Origin of the sequence: Geobacillus sp. FSL K6-0789 (assembly GCF_038593135.1) — a bacterium.
Taxonomy (GTDB): Bacteria; Bacillota; Bacilli; order Bacillales; family Anoxybacillaceae; genus Geobacillus; species Geobacillus stearothermophilus.
Genome location: NZ_CP151966.1, coordinates 2,993,696 through 3,012,196, shown reverse-complemented (window position 1 = coordinate 3,012,196; position 18,501 = coordinate 2,993,696). Strand labels below are relative to the sequence as shown.

At 53.0% G+C, this 18,501-nt stretch carries 19 protein-coding genes and 4 pseudogenes; 21 read left to right on the top strand and 2 right to left on the bottom strand.

Going from position 1 to position 18,501, the window contains the following annotated elements:
• The first annotated feature begins 16 nt into the window (after nt 1–16).
• The 12 genes and pseudogenes from NSQ51_RS15975 to NSQ51_RS15920 all read left to right on the top strand — a co-directional run bounded on the left by NSQ51_RS15975 (nt 17) and on the right by NSQ51_RS15920 (nt 11,217).
• Nucleotides 17–418 carry a F0F1 ATP synthase subunit epsilon gene (locus tag NSQ51_RS15975; RefSeq protein WP_033017484.1) on the top strand — a complete coding sequence of 134 codons (402 nt, stop codon included), beginning with the start codon at nt 17–19 and terminating at the stop codon, nt 416–418.
• A gap of 172 nt (nt 419–590) precedes the next feature.
• Nucleotides 591–1,685: pseudogene (locus tag NSQ51_RS15970) on the top strand (transposase); the annotation flags it as partial.
• 153 nt (nt 1,686–1,838) lie between these two features.
• The gene (locus NSQ51_RS15965) at nt 1,839–2,384 is read left to right on the top strand and encodes a DUF6431 domain-containing protein (protein WP_121692564.1); all 546 of its coding nucleotides are present in this window, start codon (nt 1,839–1,841) and stop codon (nt 2,382–2,384) included.
• Nucleotides 2,385–2,536: 152 nt separating this feature from the next.
• On the top strand, nt 2,537–3,790 hold the full coding sequence (locus NSQ51_RS15960) for an IS481 family transposase (RefSeq protein WP_342462705.1): 1,254 nt from the start codon (nt 2,537–2,539) through the stop codon (nt 3,788–3,790).
• Nucleotides 3,783–4,583: an AAA family ATPase gene (locus NSQ51_RS15955; protein WP_064213564.1), complete on the top strand. Its 801-nt coding sequence runs from the start codon at nt 3,783–3,785 to the stop codon at nt 4,581–4,583. The genes NSQ51_RS15960 and NSQ51_RS15955 overlap by 8 nt, the downstream gene beginning before the upstream one ends.
• A 209-nt stretch (nt 4,584–4,792) precedes the next feature.
• A pseudogene (locus NSQ51_RS15950) lies at nt 4,793–4,948 on the top strand (RNA-guided endonuclease TnpB family protein); the annotation flags it as partial.
• A gap of 424 nt (nt 4,949–5,372) precedes the next feature.
• On the top strand, nt 5,373–5,918 hold the full coding sequence (locus NSQ51_RS15945) for a UPF0236 family protein (RefSeq protein ID WP_080986873.1): 546 nt from the start codon (nt 5,373–5,375) through the stop codon (nt 5,916–5,918).
• 300 nt (nt 5,919–6,218) lie between these two features.
• Entirely contained in the window at nt 6,219–6,458 is a 240-nt protein-coding gene (locus NSQ51_RS15940; protein WP_033011771.1) for a DUF1146 family protein, read from the top strand.
• Between the two features lie 276 nt (nt 6,459–6,734).
• Nucleotides 6,735–7,490 (top strand): YwmB family TATA-box binding protein, encoded by a 756-nt coding sequence (locus NSQ51_RS15935; protein WP_064213650.1) that lies wholly within the window; start codon nt 6,735–6,737, stop codon nt 7,488–7,490.
• A gap of 31 nt (nt 7,491–7,521) precedes the next feature.
• The gene (gene murA, locus NSQ51_RS15930; RefSeq protein ID WP_064213651.1) at nt 7,522–8,826 is read left to right on the top strand and encodes a UDP-N-acetylglucosamine 1-carboxyvinyltransferase; all 1,305 of its coding nucleotides are present in this window, start codon (nt 7,522–7,524) and stop codon (nt 8,824–8,826) included.
• 334 nt (nt 8,827–9,160) lie between these two features.
• Complete coding sequence (gene spoIID, locus NSQ51_RS15925; RefSeq protein WP_033013675.1) at nt 9,161–10,189, top strand: stage II sporulation protein D; 1,029 nt, start codon at nt 9,161–9,163, stop codon at nt 10,187–10,189.
• A gap of 134 nt (nt 10,190–10,323) precedes the next feature.
• Nucleotides 10,324–11,217: a M23 family metallopeptidase gene (locus NSQ51_RS15920; protein WP_033013676.1), complete on the top strand. Its 894-nt coding sequence runs from the start codon at nt 10,324–10,326 to the stop codon at nt 11,215–11,217.
• Nucleotides 11,218–11,344: 127 nt separating this feature from the next.
• Here the strand turns inward: NSQ51_RS15920 and NSQ51_RS15915 are convergent.
• Nucleotides 11,345–11,506: pseudogene (locus NSQ51_RS15915) on the bottom strand (RNA-guided endonuclease TnpB family protein); the annotation flags it as partial.
• Between the two features lie 64 nt (nt 11,507–11,570).
• On the opposite strand from NSQ51_RS15915, the pseudogene NSQ51_RS15910 reads away from it, so the two are divergent.
• Together NSQ51_RS15910 and NSQ51_RS15905 are read left to right on the top strand one after the other, a co-directional pair.
• A pseudogene (locus NSQ51_RS15910) lies at nt 11,571–12,728 on the top strand (gamma-glutamyltransferase); the annotation flags it as partial.
• Between the two features lie 25 nt (nt 12,729–12,753).
• Nucleotides 12,754–12,972 carry a hypothetical protein gene (locus tag NSQ51_RS15905; protein ID WP_049624840.1) on the top strand — a complete coding sequence of 73 codons (219 nt, stop codon included), beginning with the start codon at nt 12,754–12,756 and terminating at the stop codon, nt 12,970–12,972.
• A 194-nt stretch (nt 12,973–13,166) separates the two neighbouring features.
• Here NSQ51_RS15905 and NSQ51_RS15900 read toward each other — a convergent pair whose 3' ends face one another.
• A complete protein-coding gene (locus NSQ51_RS15900; protein ID WP_049624841.1) occupies nt 13,167–13,676 on the bottom strand; it encodes a BsuPI-related putative proteinase inhibitor in 510 nt (169 codons plus the stop codon).
• A 309-nt stretch (nt 13,677–13,985) separates the two neighbouring features.
• On the opposite strand from NSQ51_RS15900, the gene spoIIID reads away from it, so the two are divergent.
• From spoIIID to NSQ51_RS15865, 7 genes are all read left to right on the top strand, one after another.
• Nucleotides 13,986–14,249 (top strand): sporulation transcriptional regulator SpoIIID, encoded by a 264-nt coding sequence (gene spoIIID, locus NSQ51_RS15895; protein WP_011232801.1) that lies wholly within the window; start codon nt 13,986–13,988, stop codon nt 14,247–14,249.
• A 103-nt stretch (nt 14,250–14,352) separates the two neighbouring features.
• Nucleotides 14,353–15,354 carry a rod shape-determining protein gene (locus tag NSQ51_RS15890; protein ID WP_033013679.1) on the top strand — a complete coding sequence of 334 codons (1,002 nt, stop codon included), beginning with the start codon at nt 14,353–14,355 and terminating at the stop codon, nt 15,352–15,354.
• A gap of 123 nt (nt 15,355–15,477) precedes the next feature.
• On the top strand, nt 15,478–16,308 hold the full coding sequence (locus tag NSQ51_RS15885) for a flagellar hook-basal body protein (RefSeq protein WP_049626538.1): 831 nt from the start codon (nt 15,478–15,480) through the stop codon (nt 16,306–16,308).
• A 21-nt stretch (nt 16,309–16,329) separates the two neighbouring features.
• On the top strand, nt 16,330–17,151 hold the full coding sequence (locus tag NSQ51_RS15880) for a flagellar hook-basal body protein (protein ID WP_049626537.1): 822 nt from the start codon (nt 16,330–16,332) through the stop codon (nt 17,149–17,151).
• Between the two features lie 11 nt (nt 17,152–17,162).
• The gene (locus tag NSQ51_RS15875; RefSeq protein WP_064213654.1) at nt 17,163–17,474 is read left to right on the top strand and encodes a DNA-directed RNA polymerase subunit beta; all 312 of its coding nucleotides are present in this window, start codon (nt 17,163–17,165) and stop codon (nt 17,472–17,474) included.
• Nucleotides 17,475–17,526: 52 nt separating this feature from the next.
• Nucleotides 17,527–17,964 carry a 3-hydroxyacyl-ACP dehydratase FabZ gene (gene fabZ / locus NSQ51_RS15870; protein WP_064213655.1) on the top strand — a complete coding sequence of 146 codons (438 nt, stop codon included), beginning with the start codon at nt 17,527–17,529 and terminating at the stop codon, nt 17,962–17,964.
• Nucleotides 17,965–18,123: 159 nt separating this feature from the next.
• Complete coding sequence (locus tag NSQ51_RS15865; protein WP_121650101.1) at nt 18,124–18,489, top strand: hypothetical protein; 366 nt, start codon at nt 18,124–18,126, stop codon at nt 18,487–18,489.
• Nucleotides 18,490–18,501: the final 12 nt, after the last annotated feature.

Genomic DNA, 18,501 nt, shown 5'->3' with positions numbered 1-18,501 from the left:
ATAGGGGGATTGGACAATGAAAACGATCCACGTGAGCGTCGTTACTCCTGATGGCCCGGTGTACGAAGACGATGTTGAAATGGTCAGCATCAAAGCGAAAAGCGGCGAGCTCGGCATTTTGCCGGGGCACATCCCGCTTGTCGCCCCGCTCGAGATCAGCGCGGCCCGGCTGAAAAAAGGCGGCAAAACGCAATACATTGCTGTCAGCGGCGGCTTTTTGGAAGTCCGCCCGGACAACGTGACGATTTTGGCTCAAGCTGCTGAACGGGCGGAGGACATTGACGTCCTCCGCGCCAAAGCGGCGAAAGAGCGGGCGGAGCGCCGCCTGCAAAGCCAGCAGGATGACATCGACTTCAACCGGGCCGAACTGGCGTTGAAACGCGCCTTGAACCGCTTGAATGTAGCGGAAATGAAGTAAGCAGAGGAGCGGATGTTCCTCTGCTTTTTTTATCTTAATTAGGCGAGAAGACTCCCACTTCAACGAAGCGAAGCGGAGTAAGTGGGAGATGAATCGCCTTAACTATATTTTGCTGAAAATAGGATAGATTCAGTAAAATATAGTATAATATAGTTAGATGGGAGGTGAAAAAATGTATTTTTGTATCAAACAACAGCTAAATGGTTTGACCAAAGAAGAATACTTGACTCTTCGAGAACTGTGCCATATTGCCAAGAACATGTACAACGTCGGATTGTACAATGTCAGACAATACTATTTTGAACACAAGGAATTTCTTAATTATGAGAAAAACTATCATCTTGCAAAAACTAACGAAAACTATAAGCTGTTAAACAGCAACATGGCACAGCAAATTTTAAAAAAGGTCAATGAAGCCTTTAAATCTTTCTTTGGTTTGATCAGTCTTGCCAAACAAGGAAAATATGACCACAAGGCTATCAGTATTCCAAAATATCTTAAAAAAGATGGCTTTCATTCACTGATCATTGGCCAGATTCGTATAGACGGCAACAAATTCACGATACCGTATTCTCGCCTATTTAAAAAGACTCACAAGCCTATCACGATAACGATTCCGCCTGTGTTACTGGACAAAAAGATTAAGCAGATTGAAATCATTCCTAAGCATCATGCCAGGTTCTTTGAGATTCAGTACAAATATGAAATGCCTGAAGATCAAAGAGAATTAAATGACCAAAAAGCACTGGCAATTGATTTAGGATTAAACAATGTTGCCACTTGTGTCACATCAGACGGCAGATCATTCATCATTGATGGGCGGAGATTAAAAAGTATAAATCAATGGTTTAACAAAGAAAATGCCAGACTTCAAAGCATAAAAGATAAGCAAAAAATCAAAGGCACCACTCGTAAACAGGCTTTGCTTGCTATGAATCGCAATAATAAAGTGAATGATTATATCAACAAGACTTGCCGTTACATCATTAACTACTGTATTGAAAATCAAATTGGCAAACTTGTCATTGGCTATGCGGAAACATGGCAACGCAATATGAATCTAGGAAAAAAGACAAATCAAAACTTTGTCAATATTCCTCTCGGTAACATAAAAGAAAAACTAGAATATCTTTGTGAATTTTACGGCATTGAATTCTTGAAACAGGAAGAATCCTATACGTCTCAAGCCAGCTTTTTTGACGGCGATGAGATTCCTGAATATAATGCCGACAATCCAAAAGAATATAAGTTCAGCGGCAAACGTATTATGTAAATTATCACTTTATTTCGGAACAAAAGAGACATTTTTTTGCACATTCCTTCAGAAAGCCCTCTCCCCTTTTCTGAAAGAATGTGCTAAATTTTTTGTGAATTATTTCGGAAGAGAAAATCCATCGGTTCATAGGAGGGGGAGGAGGACGTGATTCAATTTCATGACTTTGGCATTGACGTCCAAACGTATGCAGAGCGTGGAAAAGAAAACGACTTCCCTCTTCTGAAAAAGTGTCCGCATTGCCGGGCCAAGCGCCCGTTGCACCGCCACGGTTACTATAAGCGAAACGCATTGACCCCACATGGCGATTATCGCATTTGGATTGTCCGGTATCGCTGTCGGGAATGCTTGAAGACGGTGAGTGTGCTGCCTTCCTTTCTCCTCCCGTATTTTCAGTATACGTTGTCCGCCATATGGCAAGTCGTGAAAGAGCAGTTGGGATTGACCGAAAGGACGAACCAGGCTCCGTTTCTCCCGACAAAGGACGGCATCATCTTTTATGTCCGACGGTTCTACCGAAACCTATCAAGCCTTCATAGCTTTTTTGCGAGGCGGTGGAGGATCATAGGCCCTATCGTGAAAAAAGAAAAGGAACGGGCTTCTTGGTGGATCCAGACGTTAGAGGAACACGGTCTTGATTCGGCCATCAGAGAGATGTGGGAGGGCGGATTCCGACACCCTTTTGCGAATTAAATGGGATCCTGATTTTACATACATACCCTAAATTGGAAATAGTTTCGGTTCCCACAAACCTTTCCTATCGACGGAGAAAAAGCAATTCGGTACGATAAGGGCAGACGGACCGGAACGGTCCTGATTCCAAGTGAGACAAGGAGGAGATTTGAATGAATGAGTCGATGAGACACGACATTGCCCTGTTTCGGTACGGGCTAATCGCTCCGTTGGTGAATGGGCAGGTGGAACCGAAGACGTATCTGAAAGAGGTGAGCGAGCGAGTGCACCATGTTCCCCACCAGGGAGACAAACGAATCGCAGCCAAGACGATCCTCGATTGGTGCACCCGATACAAAAAAGGGGGCTTTGACGCCTTAAAGCCGAAGCGCCGTTCGGACCGCGGCCACTCAAGGCGTCTGTCGCCCGATGATGAGGATCATATTTTAGCCCTAAGAAAAGAACATCCCACCATGCCCGTGACGGTGTTCTACGAACACCTGATCGAGCAGGGGGAAATCCCAGAAAATCATACCTCTTACTTTACTATATACCGATTGTTGAAAAAACACAACCTGGTGGGAAAAGAAATCTTGCCGATGCCGGAGCGAAAGCGTTTTGCGTATGACCAGATCAATGAGCTATGGCAAGGGGACTTATCCCATGGACCCACGATTCGCGTCCATGGGAAAGCCCAGAAAACGTTTTTGATCGCGTATATCGATGACTGCTCGCGGTTAGTGCCATATGCCCAATTTTTCCCTTCGGAGAAGTTTGACGGGCTGCGGATCGTCACGAAGGAAGCGGTGCTTCGTTGCGGGAAGCCGAAACGCATTTACTCGGACAACGGGAAAATTTATCGGTCCGAGGTGCTGCAGTATGCGTGCGCCGAGATGGGGATTACACTCATCCACACCCAGCCGTATGACCCGCAAAGCAAGGGAAAAATCGAACGGTTCTTCCGCACCGTACAGACACGGTTTTATCCACTGTTGGAGCTGAATCCGCCGAAATCGCTTGACGAGTTGAACGAGCGTTTTTGGAAGTGGCTTGAAGAGGAGTATCATCGAAAACCGCACGCCTCACTGGACGGAAAAACGCCGCATGAGGTGTTTCAATCGCAAGTGCATCTCGTGTCGTTCATCGAAGATGGCGATTGGCTGGATGCGATTTTTCTGAAACGGGAGCACCGCAAGGTGAAAGCCGATGGCACGATCACCCTGAATAAACAGCTATACGAAGTGCCGCCTCGGTTCATTGGGCAATCGATTGAGCTCCGCTATGACGAACGAGGCGTCTATGTGTACGAAGATGGCAAACGGGTGGCGGAAGCCATTCGGGTGCGTTTGGAGGACAATGCCTATGTAAAACGCCATCGGTCCCCGTTTGCGGCGATTCCGGCGAAGGAGGGAGAACACGGTGTATAAATCGTTTTACTCCCTTTCGCGGGAGCCGTTTGCGAAAGAAACAGACCCGTCCGAGGCGTATCAAGGGGCGTCATTTCAGGAAGCGTTGCGGGCGCTGGAGTACGTGAAACGAACCCGGGGGATCGGGCTGTTGATCGGAGAGCCGGGGGCGGGCAAGACGTTCGCCCTTCGGGCGCTGAAAGAGTCATTGAATCCATCATTGTATCATGTCGTCTACTTTCCGTTATCCACCGGAGGCGTGATGGATTTTTACCGTGGACTGGCCTTGGGATTAGGAGAGGAACCGAAGTACCGCAAGGTAGACCTCTTCCGCCAAATCCAGCAGGCGATCGAGCGATTGTATCATGAACGGCGGATCACGCCGGTGTTCATTTTGGATGAGATGCATTTAGCGAAGGATGCATTTTTACAGGACATCGCGATCTTGTTCAACTTTGAGATGGATTCGACCAACCCATTTGTCTTGATTTTGGCCGGGCTGCCCCATTTACAGGGGAAGCTGCGGCTCAATCAGCACCGCCCTCTCGACCAGCGGATCATCATGCGATACCGGATGGGGCCGCTGGAGAAGGAAGAGGTGGCGGGCTACATCGAGCATCGGATGAAACAGGCCGGGGCGAAGCATCCGATCTTCACCCCATCGGCGTTAGAGGCGATTGCCCTGCAGTCGCGGGGATGGCCTCGGGTGATCAACACGTTGGCCACGACGTGCCTGTTATACGGGTATCAGCTGAAAAAGGACGCCATTGACGAAGAAGTGGTGCGCATGGCCGCAGAGGAAATGGGGTATTAGCATGAAAGGGGCCGAATCGGCCTCTTTTGTGCTTTTTCTTTTCCATCGGTCCATCAGGCGCGCTGGAAATCTTCATCTGAAAGAGCGTGCAAACGTTCCGAAAGAATGTGCAAAATCCGGAACAATCCGCAAAAATTTTGCACATTATTTCCGAATCCGCCTGAAATAATTTGAAAAAGGGATTCTGAAATAATGTGCTAGTTTACAGTATTAAGCGCGGCTTGTATCGAACAAAGTCTGGCAAACTAATGAATGCTGATGTCAATGGCGCATTAAACATCTTAAAGAAAAGTAAAGCTGTAGACCTGAGTGTCTTATGCTCTAGCGGCGAAGTGGACACGCCTCAAAGAATAAGGATTGCTTGAAGCAGTCAAACTTCTTTGGAAGCCCCCACTTCAAATTTTCGCTAGAAAATTAAGTGGGGGTAGTTCACTGCCAGATCACTTGAAGCTGCGGCTTTCTCCTCTGCGTTGCGGTCTTTCTGCAAGCCGAAACATGCGTCATTCCTCGTCCTTTCCCCCTTTCCCCTTTGAGGCGGCAACGATCAAGGGGCATCATTGCAGCCATGGCATTGGCATCATACTCCGCGGAGCTTTGCGTGTGAGTAAAATATTTGTGGGTGACATTCAGGAATGATTCCCGACGAGGGTTGCGAACTTTTGTTCGCGACGCTCGTCGGGGCCACCAAGCGAAGCGTGGTAGAAAAAAGCAAATGTCATGCAAAAAGGACTCTCTCCCTGCTATGATGGTGATTGTCAACATCAACCGAAAACAGGAGGGAGAGAGTCCATGAAACATCTTACCACAGAATGGCCTTTATTAAAAGAGCTGGAGGAACAATTAGTCAGAACTCTTCAAAAGGTGTTCGCTGTCTTGTTGGCGGCCCTTTTGGAGGAGATTGATCAACAACTGGCGGAAGCGCGGGACAAGCGCCGGTATCAGCTGAAAGACAAACGGCCGACTACGATCCAAACGCTGTTTGGAGAAGTGACGTTTCGACGGAACGACTACTATGACCGGCAAACGGGGAACTATACCTTCTTGCTGGATGCCGAATTAGGCTGCTGGAAAGACCAAGGGCTTCGGGCGTTTCTGAGGGCGATGGCGGCCCGAATCGACGGGATTTGGCGGAGAAATGGGCAGTTGGTGGAGGAAGAAGAGACCCGAACGGCGGCCTCGGCCTCAACAAAGTCCAAGCGGATCGAACAGGCCAAACGGAAGGCCGGACGGTTATGGGCAGATGTGGTGCGTCAGAATCTACCGTGTCTGCAGCGGTCATCCGGGACGCCGATCCATCAAGCGTTGTCGGCGCTTCGGGATTTTGGTTGGGTGTAAAAAAATGGAATACAATATCATCACTTCAAGATGAGGGATGAGAGTCCGAAAGCGCTTACGATATCAATTCCTGAAAATGGTTCGATAACTAGTGATTGACAACGCCCGTAGTGAACCGAAAAAATGTTCTCCACAAAGTCTTGACTGACTCCGCCCAATTTGGGCATTTTGGCGATTTTTTGCCGTAACGGTACAATAAGGGGAGAGGGAACCCTCTCCTCTTTTTTGTTGAACAGAGGGGAAACCGCCTCATCAAGAGGATGGGGGACGTTTGCATGGTTTAGGAGGAGGTGGAGCGCGGTGATGCCCATCATCGGTCAACAGGCGCTGCTGTCGATTATCATTCATTTAGTGTTCATGGCGGTGACGTGGTGGACGCTGCAAGCTGTCCGGCTTGAAGTGCTTCTGAAGCCGAACCGCGTCGTCCAAGGGCGGCTGCTGTACATTTTATTGACGATTGCGATCGGCTCAACGGTTGCGAACTTTTTCCTCGACTATTGGGCATGGTCGACCGATTTGCCGTATTTGTTTCGCGACTAGCAGCGCCCCGTCCGCGGCAGGGCAGGCTTCATGCCGCCGACACGCTCGTTTTGGCCGCAACAGGCTATGCGATCGGCCGCGCGCGGCCGACGCATCTTCCATATGGCGCCATTGATCTGCATGGGTGGCCGGGTCTTTTTCGGCCGAGTGGACGATCCGTCCACTCTATTTTTATGCATAAAAACGATTTCAAAAATCGCCGGTTGTCGATTTTTTGGACGTATGTTCCCTGTCCTGGTGGCAACAATAACAAGTAAGGAGAGGAAGGGAACGAAGATGAGAAAAAACCGGATGAAATGGCTGCTGGCGCTCATGCTGGCCAGCCTGTTTTTCGCCGCCTGGCAATACCGGACAGAAGGCGCGCAGGGGGACGAATGGTCAAAACCGATGGAAACGATGGCGCACACGCTGGCGCAACACGGTGCTTCGCTTGGCCGCTGGGTCATTTACACAAGAGAGTATGCCCACGATATTCAAAATGATGCGGACTTTTTCAAAAAAATGGCGGAATTGAAACAAACATATCGTTCGTTTCACTGGTCGTTTGCCAAAAGCGGACATTGGCAAAAAGCGATCGGCAAAAACGAGCACGCCTTCTTCCAAGAACAAATCCAGCTCGTGATGACCGTCACAAACGGTACGCCGCAAACGTATATCCTCTATGAAGCAACGGGCCCCAAATGGAGCCGGATTGGGTGGAAAGAAGCAGCACGCCAGATTCAAATGAAGACGAACGGCCTATTTGTGAACGCCCCTACATTTTATGCTTGTATTGAAGGCGAGTTCAATGGTAATATGAAAGGTGGTTTGTTCGATCAGGCTTCTCGGCTGGTGCGCGACTTTCAAGCGAAACCGGTTGAGTGGTTGCGGGAAGAGTCATTCGTTTCCCTGTCTGCATATACTGGGCAGTGGAAGAACGTTCTCCCGGCCGCCAAGCAACAGCCGATCAACCTGCAACTCGCCTTGAGGGAAAGATTGGACGGCAAGATGCGCGTCGTTGTTGGAACCCCAATCATTACCATTGAATATTAATATAGAGAAATTGGACGCGGAGGGGAATACCTTGGAAAAGATCATCGTCCGTGGCGGAAACCGGTTGAGCGGCACCGTCAAAGTGGAAGGCGCAAAAAATGCCGTTTTGCCCGTCATTGCTGCCACCTTATTAGCGACAAAAGGAACTAGCACGATTCATGATGTGCCTGCTCTTTCCGATGTATATACAATCAGTGAGGTGCTCCGCTATTTAGGCGCCGATGTGCAAATCGCCGGCAATACGGTAACGGTCGATGCGACCGCTCCGCTGACGGTGGAAGCGCCGTTTGAATATGTGCGGAAAATGCGCGCTTCCGTGCTCGTCATGGGACCGCTGTTGGCCCGCAACGGCCGCGCCCGCGTCGCCTTGCCGGGTGGCTGTGCCATTGGTTCGCGCCCGATCGATCAACATTTAAAAGGATTTGAAGCAATGGGCGCCTTCGTGAAAGTCGGCAACGGCTTTATCGATGCAGAAGTGAACGGCCGTCTCCGCGGCTCCAAAGTATACTTGGACTTTCCAAGCGTTGGGGCAACGGAAAATATTATGATGGCCGCGGTGCTCGCGGAAGGTACAACTGTGATCGAAAACTGCGCCAAAGAGCCGGAAATTGTCGATTTGGCGAACTTTTTGAACGCGATGGGCGCCAAAGTGCGCGGCGCCGGGACCGGCACGATTCGAATCGAGGGAGTTGACGAGCTCGTCGGCACGTCCCACACCGTCATCCCGGATCGCATTGAAGCTGGCACCTTTATGGTGGCAGCCGCCATCACCGGCGGCAACGTCCTCGTGCAAGGAGCGGTTCCCGAGCATTTAAGTTCGCTCATTGCCAAAATGGAAGAAATGGGCGTGACGATTATCGAAGAAGAAAACGGTGTGCGCGTCATCGGTCCGGAAACGTTGAAAGCCGTCGACATTAAAACGATGCCATACCCAGGTTTTCCAACTGACATGCAATCGCAAATGATGGCGCTCCTGTTAAAAGCGGAAGGCACGAGCATGGTCACCGAGACTGTCTTTGAAAACCGCTTCATGCATGTGGAAGAATTCCGCCGGATGAACGCGGATATTAAAATTGAAGGGCGCTCTGTCATTATTAACGGTCCGTGCCAGCTGCAAGGCGCTGAAGTAGCGGCCACCGATTTGCGCGCTGCCGCCGCTTTGATTTTGGCTGGACTTGCGGCGGACGGCTACACGCGCGTGACCGAGCTTCGTCATCTTGACCGCGGCTATGTCCGCTTTCATGAAAAACTGGCCGCGCTTGGCGCTGACATTGAACGCGTTCGGGAAGAAACAGAACAACTCGACCCGATCCAAGCGATCGAATGGAACGGATAATGGCGAAAAAACGACCGTGAACTGCCTGTTTCGGCGGGGAATGGTCGTTTTTTGCATTTTCTCACGCCTAGACCTAAAAACGGGAATTGACGCTTATCGAATGGTCGTTTTTTGCATTCTCTCCCCCCCGCTTGGCCGGCCAATGCCGGCTCTCCGCTTTCCGCTGCACGGAAGAGGGCGCGCATCCGCTCGTTCAAGGACAGGAGGAGACGCGAAAGAAAACAGTCATATATACTTGTCCGAGCCCATAACTATAAGTAACGAACGGAAGCCATGCAGGCATTGATTGATCATGTCCGCTTGGGCTTAGAAAATGCATATTGGGGGCTCGGCTATGGTGAAACGACTGAAACCGGTCATCGTACTTGCACTATGCCTGTTTGTGGCCATCCTCGTCATTCCTGCAGCGCTTGTCCTGCCGTTTTACGATGGGAAGGTGGCGAAATTGACGGAACAGTTGCAGAAGCACGAACAACTCCAGCGTTCGCAGGCAGCCGAAGGGCCGTCCATTGACGTGGCGGTTTACCGAAGCAAAGAACAGCGCGTGGAAAAAATCCCCCTTGAACAGTACGTCATCGGAGTGGTGGCGGCGGAAATGCCGGCCGAATTTGAGCTCGAGGCGTTAAAGGCGCAGGCCTTAACGGCACGAACGTACATCGTCAAACAGATGCTCGCCAACCAGCCGTTCCGCCTGCCGCAAGGAGCGAATGTGACCGACACAGTGGCGCACCAAGTGTATTACAGCGATGACGAACTGCGGAAGTTATGGGGAAGCGATTACGACTGGAAGATCAAAAAAGTGACCAAAGCGGTTCTGGATACGCGCGGGCAAATTTTAACGTACAACAACGAACCGATTGAAGCGCTCTTCTTTTCCACAAGCAACGGGTATACAGAAAATTCTGAAGCGTACTGGAAAAACGATATCCCGTATTTAAAAAGCGTCGTCAGCCTATGGGACAAACAATCCCCGAAGTTTTATCAGCGAAAAACGATGTCTGTCGTCGAATTTGAGCGGAGGCTCGGAATCGTGCTGCCAAAAGACGGATCCGTCGGTGTCATTTTATCGCGCACGCCCGGCCGTCGAGTCGGCGAGGTGAAAATCGGCGGAAAGACGTTCACGGGCCGCGAAGTGCGTGAACGGCTCGGCTTGCCGTCGAGTGATTTCACCTGGGTGCGTAGCGGGAATGACATCATCATTACGACGAAAGGTTACGGCCATGGCGTCGGCATGAGTCAATACGGCGCCAACTTTATGGCCAAAGAAGGGAAAACGTACGCCGACATCGTGAAGCATTATTACCGAGGCGTCCGCATCTCTTCAGCGACCGCCTTTTTGAACAAGTTGACCGCCAAACAATGACGGGGCGTCCGCTCCGATTTTTTTTTTTTTTTTGCATAAAATGCGGGGGAATATCAAAAAATAAGCGAAAAAATTGTATTCGGCGTGTATATCTTTTCCTCTTTCTGTTCAAAATGGTTGCTGAGGTGATGAACATGAGAGAGGAACAAAAACAACCGTCGCTGAAGCGTTTCTTCCGCAAGCGTTGGGTATTTCCGGCTATTTATCTATCTTGCGCAGCGTTGATCGTCGCAGGCGCACTTTGGTTCCAAGCGGGCAAACAAGAGAAGTCGGGTGAAAACGACACCGTGAAAAACGGCACCGCCCAGCAGGAAAACCCGGCTGTTCCGGTCAATGAAACGGTCGAAAACATCGCGATGCCTGTGCTTGACCCGAACGCCGTGCAAGTCAAAACACCGTTCTATGATGACAACGCATCAGAACAGGAACAGGAAGCAGCCCTCGTCTTTTACGATCATACGTACCATCCGAACCAAGGGATCGACCTTGTGCGCCAAGACGGCAAAACGTTTGACGTTACGGCTGCATTAAGCGGCACGGTAACGAAAGCGGAAAAAGACCCGATTTTAGGCTACGTTGTGGAAATCAATCATGAACAAGGGGTCACGACCGTCTATCAATCGCTGGCCGACGTGAAAGTGGAAGCAGGCGATACGGTGAAACAAGGCGAAGTGATTGGCAAGGCAGGGCAAAGCGAGTTTAACAAACAAGCAGACATCCACGTCCACTTTGAAATTCGCAAAGACGGCAAACCGGTCAACCCGATCGACTATATCGACAAACCGTTGACCGCCTTGACCGACAAAGCCGAAGACAACGCCGGAACAGATAACGCCAACGCAAGCGAAGAGAAGAACGTGACGCCAAGCGACGAAACCGCGCCGAGTGAACAAAGCCCGGCCAAGGAAACCGAACAAACGCCGGCTGATGACAACAAAACGGCGCCAAGCGACCATGAGCAAGACCAACATGATGACGCGTCTTCCTACAAAACGCCAGACGCCTCGATCGGCATGGCGAGAGCGTAATCGACAAGGCGTCGAGCAAGAGGAAACGAAAAACGCGACGAAAAGGCCTGTCCGTTTGCCAAGACAAGCGGGCGGGTCTTTTTGGTTTTGATGTTTCGAAATCCAAACGGGGAAGCACAGCGACCAAAAGGGTACGTTCTCCATATTGACGAACGAGTGCCTTCGTGACAGCATGGTTCACATCCGTCATCCAACGGTTTTCTCGTTGTCCGATTGTTTTCAACTTCCGACGCGCAGAAGCCGTCCCTTTTTGCTGGAGGGTTTTTCGCATTCGTTTGTACTTGGCACGCTTGATCGAAGTAGACGATAGGTCATGTCGTGTAACTTGGCTTGTGCAAGCACTTTTGTGTCAAGTATCGCCGGTGCTGGGCAAATACTGGGCGAACGCTTATCGGGTGTACAAAGAAGCGCTGAACGGGCCGGAGTTCGCCTCGTGGTTTGCGACGTTTGCGCCGGGCGGCCGCGCGCCGAAGATCGGGGAAGTGTGGGCGTCTCCGGATCATGCGGCGACGCTGCGCTCCATTGCCGAAACGGAGGCGGAAAGCTTTTACCGCGGCGAGCTGGCGGAAAAAATCGCCGCCTTCTCGAAGCAATACGGCGGCTTTTTGGCGGCGGACGACCTCGCCGAGTACGAACCGGAATGGGTCGAGCCGATCTCCGTTTCCTATCGCGGCTATGAAGTGTGGGAAATCCCGCCGAACGGGCAGGGGCTTGTCGCGTTGATGGCCATCAACATCATGAACGGGTTTGACGTGCCAAGCGTCCCGGATGTCGAGACGCACCACCGGCAAATCGAGGCGATGAAGCTGGCCTTTGCCGATGGAAAAGCGTACATCGCCGACCGCCGTTATATGAGCTGCAGCCCAGACGAGCTGTTGTCGGAGTCGTTTGCCGCCATGCGCCGGGCGCAAATCGGCGCGGAGGCGCTGACGCCGGAGCCGGGAACGCCGCCCAAAGGCGGCACGGTCTATTTGGCCGCCGCCGACGGCGAAGGGAATATGGTGTCCTATATTCAAAGCAATTACATGGGCTTCGGCTCCGGCCTCGTCGTCCCAGGCACGGGCATCGCCCTGCACAACCGCGGCCATAACTTTGTCTTCGATGAACGCCATCCGAACGGGCTGGCGCCAAGGAAAAAGCCGTACCATACGATCATCCCCGGCTTTTTGACGAAAGGCGGCGCACCGGTCGGCCCGTTCGGCGTCATGGGCGGATTTATGCAGCCGCAAGGGCATTTGCAAGTGATCATGAACACCATCGATTTTGACTTGAACCCGCAAGCGGCGCTTGATGCGCCACGCTGGCAGTGGATGGAAGAAAAAACGGTGCTCGTCGAGCCGCACTTCCCGCGCCATATCGCCGAAGCGCTCGCCCGCAAAGGGCATGACATTCGCTTTGCCTTAGACGGAGGTCCGTTCGGCCGCGGACAAATCATTTGGCGCGATCCTGACACCGGCGTGCTTGCCGCCGGGACGGAGCCGCACACGGACGGGGCGGTCGCCGCTTGGTGAGACTCACGATAAAGGGATGACTTCGATGAACAAATGGCATTTATTTCTTGCTTTTTTTCGCGTCGTCATGCTCGGGATCATGGCGATCGACTTTTTTCGCGAGTCGTACGAAGGAGCCGGGCTCGTCCAAATGGTGTGTCTCGCTGCCGCCAGCGCCCTGTTGATGTTCGGCAAATGGCGCCTCCATCCGGCGTACGTCATCGCCTTGGCGCTCGTGTACGGGGCGGTGTTTCTCTCGCCATGAATGGCCTCTATGGCTAAAGAAAGATGGAAGGGATGCTTCCTCACAGTGACGGAAGCCTCCCTCTTGTCGTCATTGTTGCCGTTGACAGGCGAACGGGCGCCCTCTCTCACCGGGCTGTTGGCCAACTCGGCACGAGCGGCGTTTGGCATGCGCCACATGCGGCCGGCCGTTTGACTTGTCATTCGCCCGAAGCCTCATTGCACCGTAAACGTCACTTTCGCCCGCGCGTTCGGCCAGTTTTGGTCGGCGAGCCACCACTCAAGCGTATACGTTCCGGGCTCCAGGCCGCGGAACGTCTCCTGAAACGACAGCTCTTCCCCTTGTTTTAACGTGCGCTCTTCGTAAATTTGTGCAAACATCTTCCCTTCGCTGTACTGCTTCACCTTTTGGCCATCGCGGTACAAAATGTAGTCATACTTTTTCGAGCTCGTGAACGTCACCGTTTGCACGCGCTCCGTTTGGTTTTTGACCGTAAACGTAAACACGTAAGCATCGTTTTGCTTTTCGTATGTGAGTGACGGCTCCAACGTTCCGGCGATGATCCCTTTCCCGCCTGTGGGCGCTGGTTTGCCCGCTGGAGCGGAGCCAAGCAAATCATCTTTCGCCTGCGGGCGCTCGTTGCCGCTATTATACATAAACAGCGCACTCGCCGCCGCCACCCCGGCCAACACGGCTGCGACGCCGATCATTTTTCCTTTGCCCATGCCAGATCCTCCTTTTTTCCTCTCTATACATAGTCGTTTCCCATTTCCCTTCCGTTACAAACCGCAAAAAAATTGTGAAAAAACCGTTGTCCGCCTTGATATTTCTGGTATATATTCCCGTTTTGTCTAATAAAATGTTACAAATTGAACAGCAATGAGAGTGGTTGAGGTGGGGATCGTTCACAACCGGCAAGCGACGCGGCGAAGACGCTTCCAAGACATCCAACGAAAGCGGCGCTCATCAGTGGCAAGACGAGTCTCATTTCACACTTCTCACTTCTCACATCCAACTTAGGGAGGGCGAGTGGTGTGCACGATTACATCAAAGAGCGTACGATCAAGATTGGCAAGTATATCGTGGAGACGAGGAAAACCGTTCGCGTCATCGCGAAAGAGTTTGGCGTGTCGAAAAGCACCGTGCATAAAGACTTGACCGAACGGCTGCCGGAGATCAATCCGGAGCTGGCCCAAGAAGTGAAACAAATCCTCGATTACCATAAATCGATCCGCCATTTGCGGGGCGGGGAGGCAACGAAGAAAAAGTATAAAAAGCAGACGGTGAAAAACAACTGACTTTTTCCTTGCCATCTGCCGTTTGCAGTATCATTCCGGGGAGCAAATATGGTAGAATAATCTATTAGGAATGATTTCAAGGCAGAGGCAAGGAGGAGCATGTATGTTCTCACGAGATATCGGCATTGACCTAGGCACGGCGAACGTCCTCATTTTCGTCAAAGGCAAAGGCATCGTGCTCAATGAGCCGTCCGTCGTGGCGATTGATAAACACACGAACAAAGTACTCGCAGTCGGCGAAGAAGCACGACGAATGGTCGGACGTACTCCTGGGAATATTGTTGCCATTCGGCCGCTCAAAGACGGCGTCATTGCCGACTTTGACATTACAGAAGCGATGCTGAAGCATTTCTTAAGCAAGCTCGACCTAAAAGGCTTTTTCGCCAAACCGCGCATTTTGATTTGTTGCCCGACGAACACGACATCGGTCGAACGGAAAGCGATCAAAGAGGCAGCAGAAAAAAGCGGCGGCAAAAAAGTGTACTTGGAGGAAGAGCCGAAAGTCGCAGCCATTGGCGCCGGAATGGACATTTTTCAGCCGTGCGGAAACATGGTCGTTGATATTGGCGGTGGCACGACCGACGTGGCGGTTCTCTCGATGGGGGACATTGTCACCGCCTCTTCCATTAAAATGGCCGGGGACAAGTTCGATATGGAAATTTTAAACTACATCAAGCGCGAATATAAGCTGCTCATCGGGGAACGAACGGCCGAGGAGATTAAAATCAAAGTCGCAACGGTATTCCCAGGCGCACGGACCGAAGAAATCGACGTCCGCGGCCGCGATCTCGTCACCGGACTGCCGCGCACGATCACCGTTCGATCGGAGGAGATCGAACGGGCGCTTCGCGAGCCGGTGTCCTTGATTGTACAAGCCGCGAAAAGCGTGCTCGAGCGCACGCCGCCGGAACTGTCGGCCGACATCATCGACCGAGGCGTCATCTTAACGGGCGGCGGCGCCCTCTTGCATGGCATCGATCAGTTGCTTGCCGAAGAGCTGAAGCTGCCGGTGTTCATCGCCGAAAATCCGATGGACTGCGTCGCCCTTGGCACCGGGCTGATGCTTGAGAACATCGACCGCGCGTCGAAATCGCAGTTGGTGTAAAAAAGGAAAAGCAGGGGATGCGGCTGCCGCCCCCGCCCGCCTATAATGGAATCAACAAGCCGCCCGCCAACGCCGGCAGCGGCTTTCTGCCACGAATTTTCATGGACAAGCGAGGGAGCTGTCATGCTAAGAGGATTGTATACCGCCGCGAGCGGCATGCTCGCCCAGGAGCGGCGCGTCGAGATGCTGACCAACAACTTGGCGAACGCCGAAACGCCGGGATACAAAGCTGATGCAGGAGCGATGAGAGCGTTTCCGGAACTGTTGATGAGCCGCCTCGAGGACGAGCCGATTCCGACCGCCCCGCCGCGCGCCATTCTGACGCAAACGGCGATCGGGCCGCTCCAGACGGGTGTCTATATGCAAGAACTCATCCCGAACTTCCGCCAAGGGGATATGAAAGAAACCGGTCTCTCCACTGATGTAGCCTTAGTCGATGGACAAGTCCCGGTCGACCCGGCAAGCGGGCAGCGCGGGGCGCTCTTGTTTGCCGTCGAAAACGGCCAAGGCGACATCCGGTACACGCGCAACGGCCATTTCACCGTGAGCCCGGACGGCTATTTAACCACGCAAGACGGTTGGTATGTGCTCGATGGCAATGGCGAGCGCATCGCCGTTCCGAATGAAACGTTCGCCGTCCGCGACGACGGGACGATCATCACCGGAAACCGGGAAATCGCCCGCCTTGGCGTCGCCTTCGCCGCCAACCCGCAAACATTGGTGAAGGAAGGAAACGGCCTGTTCCGCAGCACGGCAGGGCCATTGCCGCAGGCGCCCGGCAATGTCACGTATACCGTCAAGCAGCGGTTTCTCGAACGGTCGAACGTGGACGTTGAGCGGACGATGACCGACTTGCTCGCGGCTTACCGAACGTTTGAAGCAAACCAAAAAATCATCCAAGCGTACGACCGCAGCTTGGACAAGGCCGTCAATGAAGTCGGCCGCCTGAAATGATGACAAAAGGAGGACAAGCCCGTGCTTCGTTCGATGCTCACCGCCGCCAACACGATGAACGCCTTGCAAGAGCGGCTTGATACGATCAGCCACAACATCGCCAACAGCAACACCGTCGGCTTTAAACGGCGCGAAGCGCGCTTCGCTGAGCTCCTCGCCCAGCAAGTCGACCGCCTCCCCGCCGACGAAGCGCCACGTGAGACGCCGGCCGGCGTGCGTTACGGCAACGGGGCGCGCCTCGCCTCGACGATGCTTGTGTCTGCTCAAGGAACGCTCGTCGAGACCGGCCGCGCGCTCGATTTCGCCTTCACCGCCGCCAACCAATGGTTTCGCGTTCAAGTCGCCAATGCCAACGGTGACACAACGATCGGCTACACCCGCGCTGGCAACTTTTCTGTCACTCCTATGGACGGGCGTCTTGCCCTCGTGACAAGCGACGGCCGCCCGGTGCTCGATGAAGCGAATCGGCCCATCGAATTTCCCACCGGCACAACCGGCTTTCAGCTCTCCCCAACCGGGATGCTGACGGCCACTGATGCCAGCGGTGCGGTTGTTGCCCGCGTGAACCTTGGCGTCACCGCCATTGACCGTCCGCAGCTTCTCGAAGCCCAGGGAGACAACGTCTTCACCTTGCCGGATGTCCCTGGCGCCGCTCGGGAGCTCAACGGCAATTTGCGTGGCCAAATCGGCGTCAAGCAAGGCGCCTTGGAACAGTCGAACGTCGACCTTGGCGAAGAAATGGTTGGCCTAATGGCGACAAACCGAGCGTATCAGCTGAACGCCCGCGCCATTTCCATTTCGGAACAAATGCTCGGGCTGATTAACGGCATGCGCTCCTCATAAGGAGGATCGCGATGAGTGACGAGAGGCATCAAGAGCGTATGCATCGGCCGTCTTCCCGGATGGCAAGGCGGAAAGGCCGAGTGAGAAAGAGCCCGCCGGCTCCCGCTGAACCGGAAGCCCAAGCCCTTCCGGCTGAAGAGGAGGCGGCCGCGCCGCGCCGTTTCGCGCGCACCCGGCTCATCATCGTCGCCGCCTTGATGGCCTTAAGCCTCGCCGCCGGCGCGGTCGTTGGCTACAGCGCCATCGGCGACGGAGCGTGGCTTGACGTGTTCCGCCCCTCGACGTGGCAGCACATCCTCGACTTTGTCGAAAAAGGGACGTAAGCAGCACCTCGCCGCGTCATCGTCTTGATGATCATGAAAAAGGAGTGTTTCTATGCTTGACATCCAACAAATCCAAGCGATCATCCCGCACCGCTATCCGTTTTTGCTTGTTGACCGCATTCTGGAAATCGAAGAAGGAAAGCGCGCCGTCGGCATCAAAAACGTCAGCGCCAACGAAGCGTTTTTCGCCGGCCACTTCCCCGAATACCCGGTCATGCCCGGCGTGTTGATCGTCGAGGCGCTCGCCCAAGTCGGCGCCGTCGTCCTCCTGCAAAGCGAAGAAAACCGCGGCCGCCTCGCTTTTTTCGCCGGCATCGACAACTGCCGCTTTAAGCGGCAAGTGAAACCAGGCGACCAAATTCGCCTGGAAGTCGAAATTCTCCGCGCCCGCGGCGCCATCGGCAAAGGCAAAGGCACCGCCACCGTCGACGGCGAACTCGTCTGCGAAACAGAGCTCATGTTCGCCCTTGGTGAGAAAACAAACGGCTGACCAACGCGCGCTCCTTTGCGGGGCGCGTATGTTCATTCCCCTAAACGCCACCTCCGCATTTGTTTCATTCCCCTTGCATGAAATGCGCTCTTCTGGGAAAGATAAACAAGGACCGGTCTTACATAAGGTCACAACAACACGAAGAAAGGAGAAGGTGCCATGAAAAAAAAGGCGTTGCTGTTCAAACTGTTCAGCGCCATCGTCGCCCTCTTTTTAGCGTCCGGATGCAATGGCGACAAAGACAATCCGCCGCCGCCGAACAACAATCAAAACGATGTCAACGACCTAGACGTGAACCCGGCCGATGACATCAACCAAAACGATGACGTCGACAACGACAAAGACAACGACGGCATCCCGGACAACCGCGATGCTGATTTGAACGACAACCAAAACAATCAACTCCCGCCGGGAGACGACACGAACAACGGACCGGGCGACGATGAGCACGATACGGTTCCGGACCGCGAAGACCCAATTGAAGACCCGCAAGACGCTAACGACAAAGACAATAAAGACGAATAACGAAAAAAGGCT

Excerpts from the sequence above, each read along its gene's own strand:
- NSQ51_RS15975 (WP_033017484.1), top strand. The coding sequence starts at position 17 with ATGAAAACGATCCACGTGAGCGTCGTTACTCCTGATGGCCCGGTGTAC.
- NSQ51_RS15960 (WP_342462705.1), top strand. The coding sequence starts at position 2,537 with ATGAATGAGTCGATGAGACACGACATTGCCCTGTTTCGGTACGGGCTA.
- NSQ51_RS15945 (WP_080986873.1), top strand. The coding sequence starts at position 5,373 with ATGAAACATCTTACCACAGAATGGCCTTTATTAAAAGAGCTGGAGGAA.
- NSQ51_RS15935 (WP_064213650.1), top strand. The coding sequence starts at position 6,735 with ATGAGAAAAAACCGGATGAAATGGCTGCTGGCGCTCATGCTGGCCAGC.
- spoIID (WP_033013675.1), top strand. The coding sequence starts at position 9,161 with ATGGTGAAACGACTGAAACCGGTCATCGTACTTGCACTATGCCTGTTT.
- NSQ51_RS15920 (WP_033013676.1), top strand. The coding sequence starts at position 10,324 with ATGAGAGAGGAACAAAAACAACCGTCGCTGAAGCGTTTCTTCCGCAAG.
- NSQ51_RS15905 (WP_049624840.1), top strand. The coding sequence starts at position 12,754 with ATGAACAAATGGCATTTATTTCTTGCTTTTTTTCGCGTCGTCATGCTC.
- NSQ51_RS15900 (WP_049624841.1), bottom strand. The coding sequence starts at position 13,676 with ATGGGCAAAGGAAAAATGATCGGCGTCGCAGCCGTGTTGGCCGGGGTG.
- NSQ51_RS15890 (WP_033013679.1), top strand. The coding sequence starts at position 14,353 with ATGTTCTCACGAGATATCGGCATTGACCTAGGCACGGCGAACGTCCTC.
- NSQ51_RS15885 (WP_049626538.1), top strand. The coding sequence starts at position 15,478 with ATGCTAAGAGGATTGTATACCGCCGCGAGCGGCATGCTCGCCCAGGAG.
- NSQ51_RS15875 (WP_064213654.1), top strand. The coding sequence starts at position 17,163 with ATGAGTGACGAGAGGCATCAAGAGCGTATGCATCGGCCGTCTTCCCGG.
- fabZ (WP_064213655.1), top strand. The coding sequence starts at position 17,527 with ATGCTTGACATCCAACAAATCCAAGCGATCATCCCGCACCGCTATCCG.
- NSQ51_RS15865 (WP_121650101.1), top strand. The coding sequence starts at position 18,124 with ATGAAAAAAAAGGCGTTGCTGTTCAAACTGTTCAGCGCCATCGTCGCC.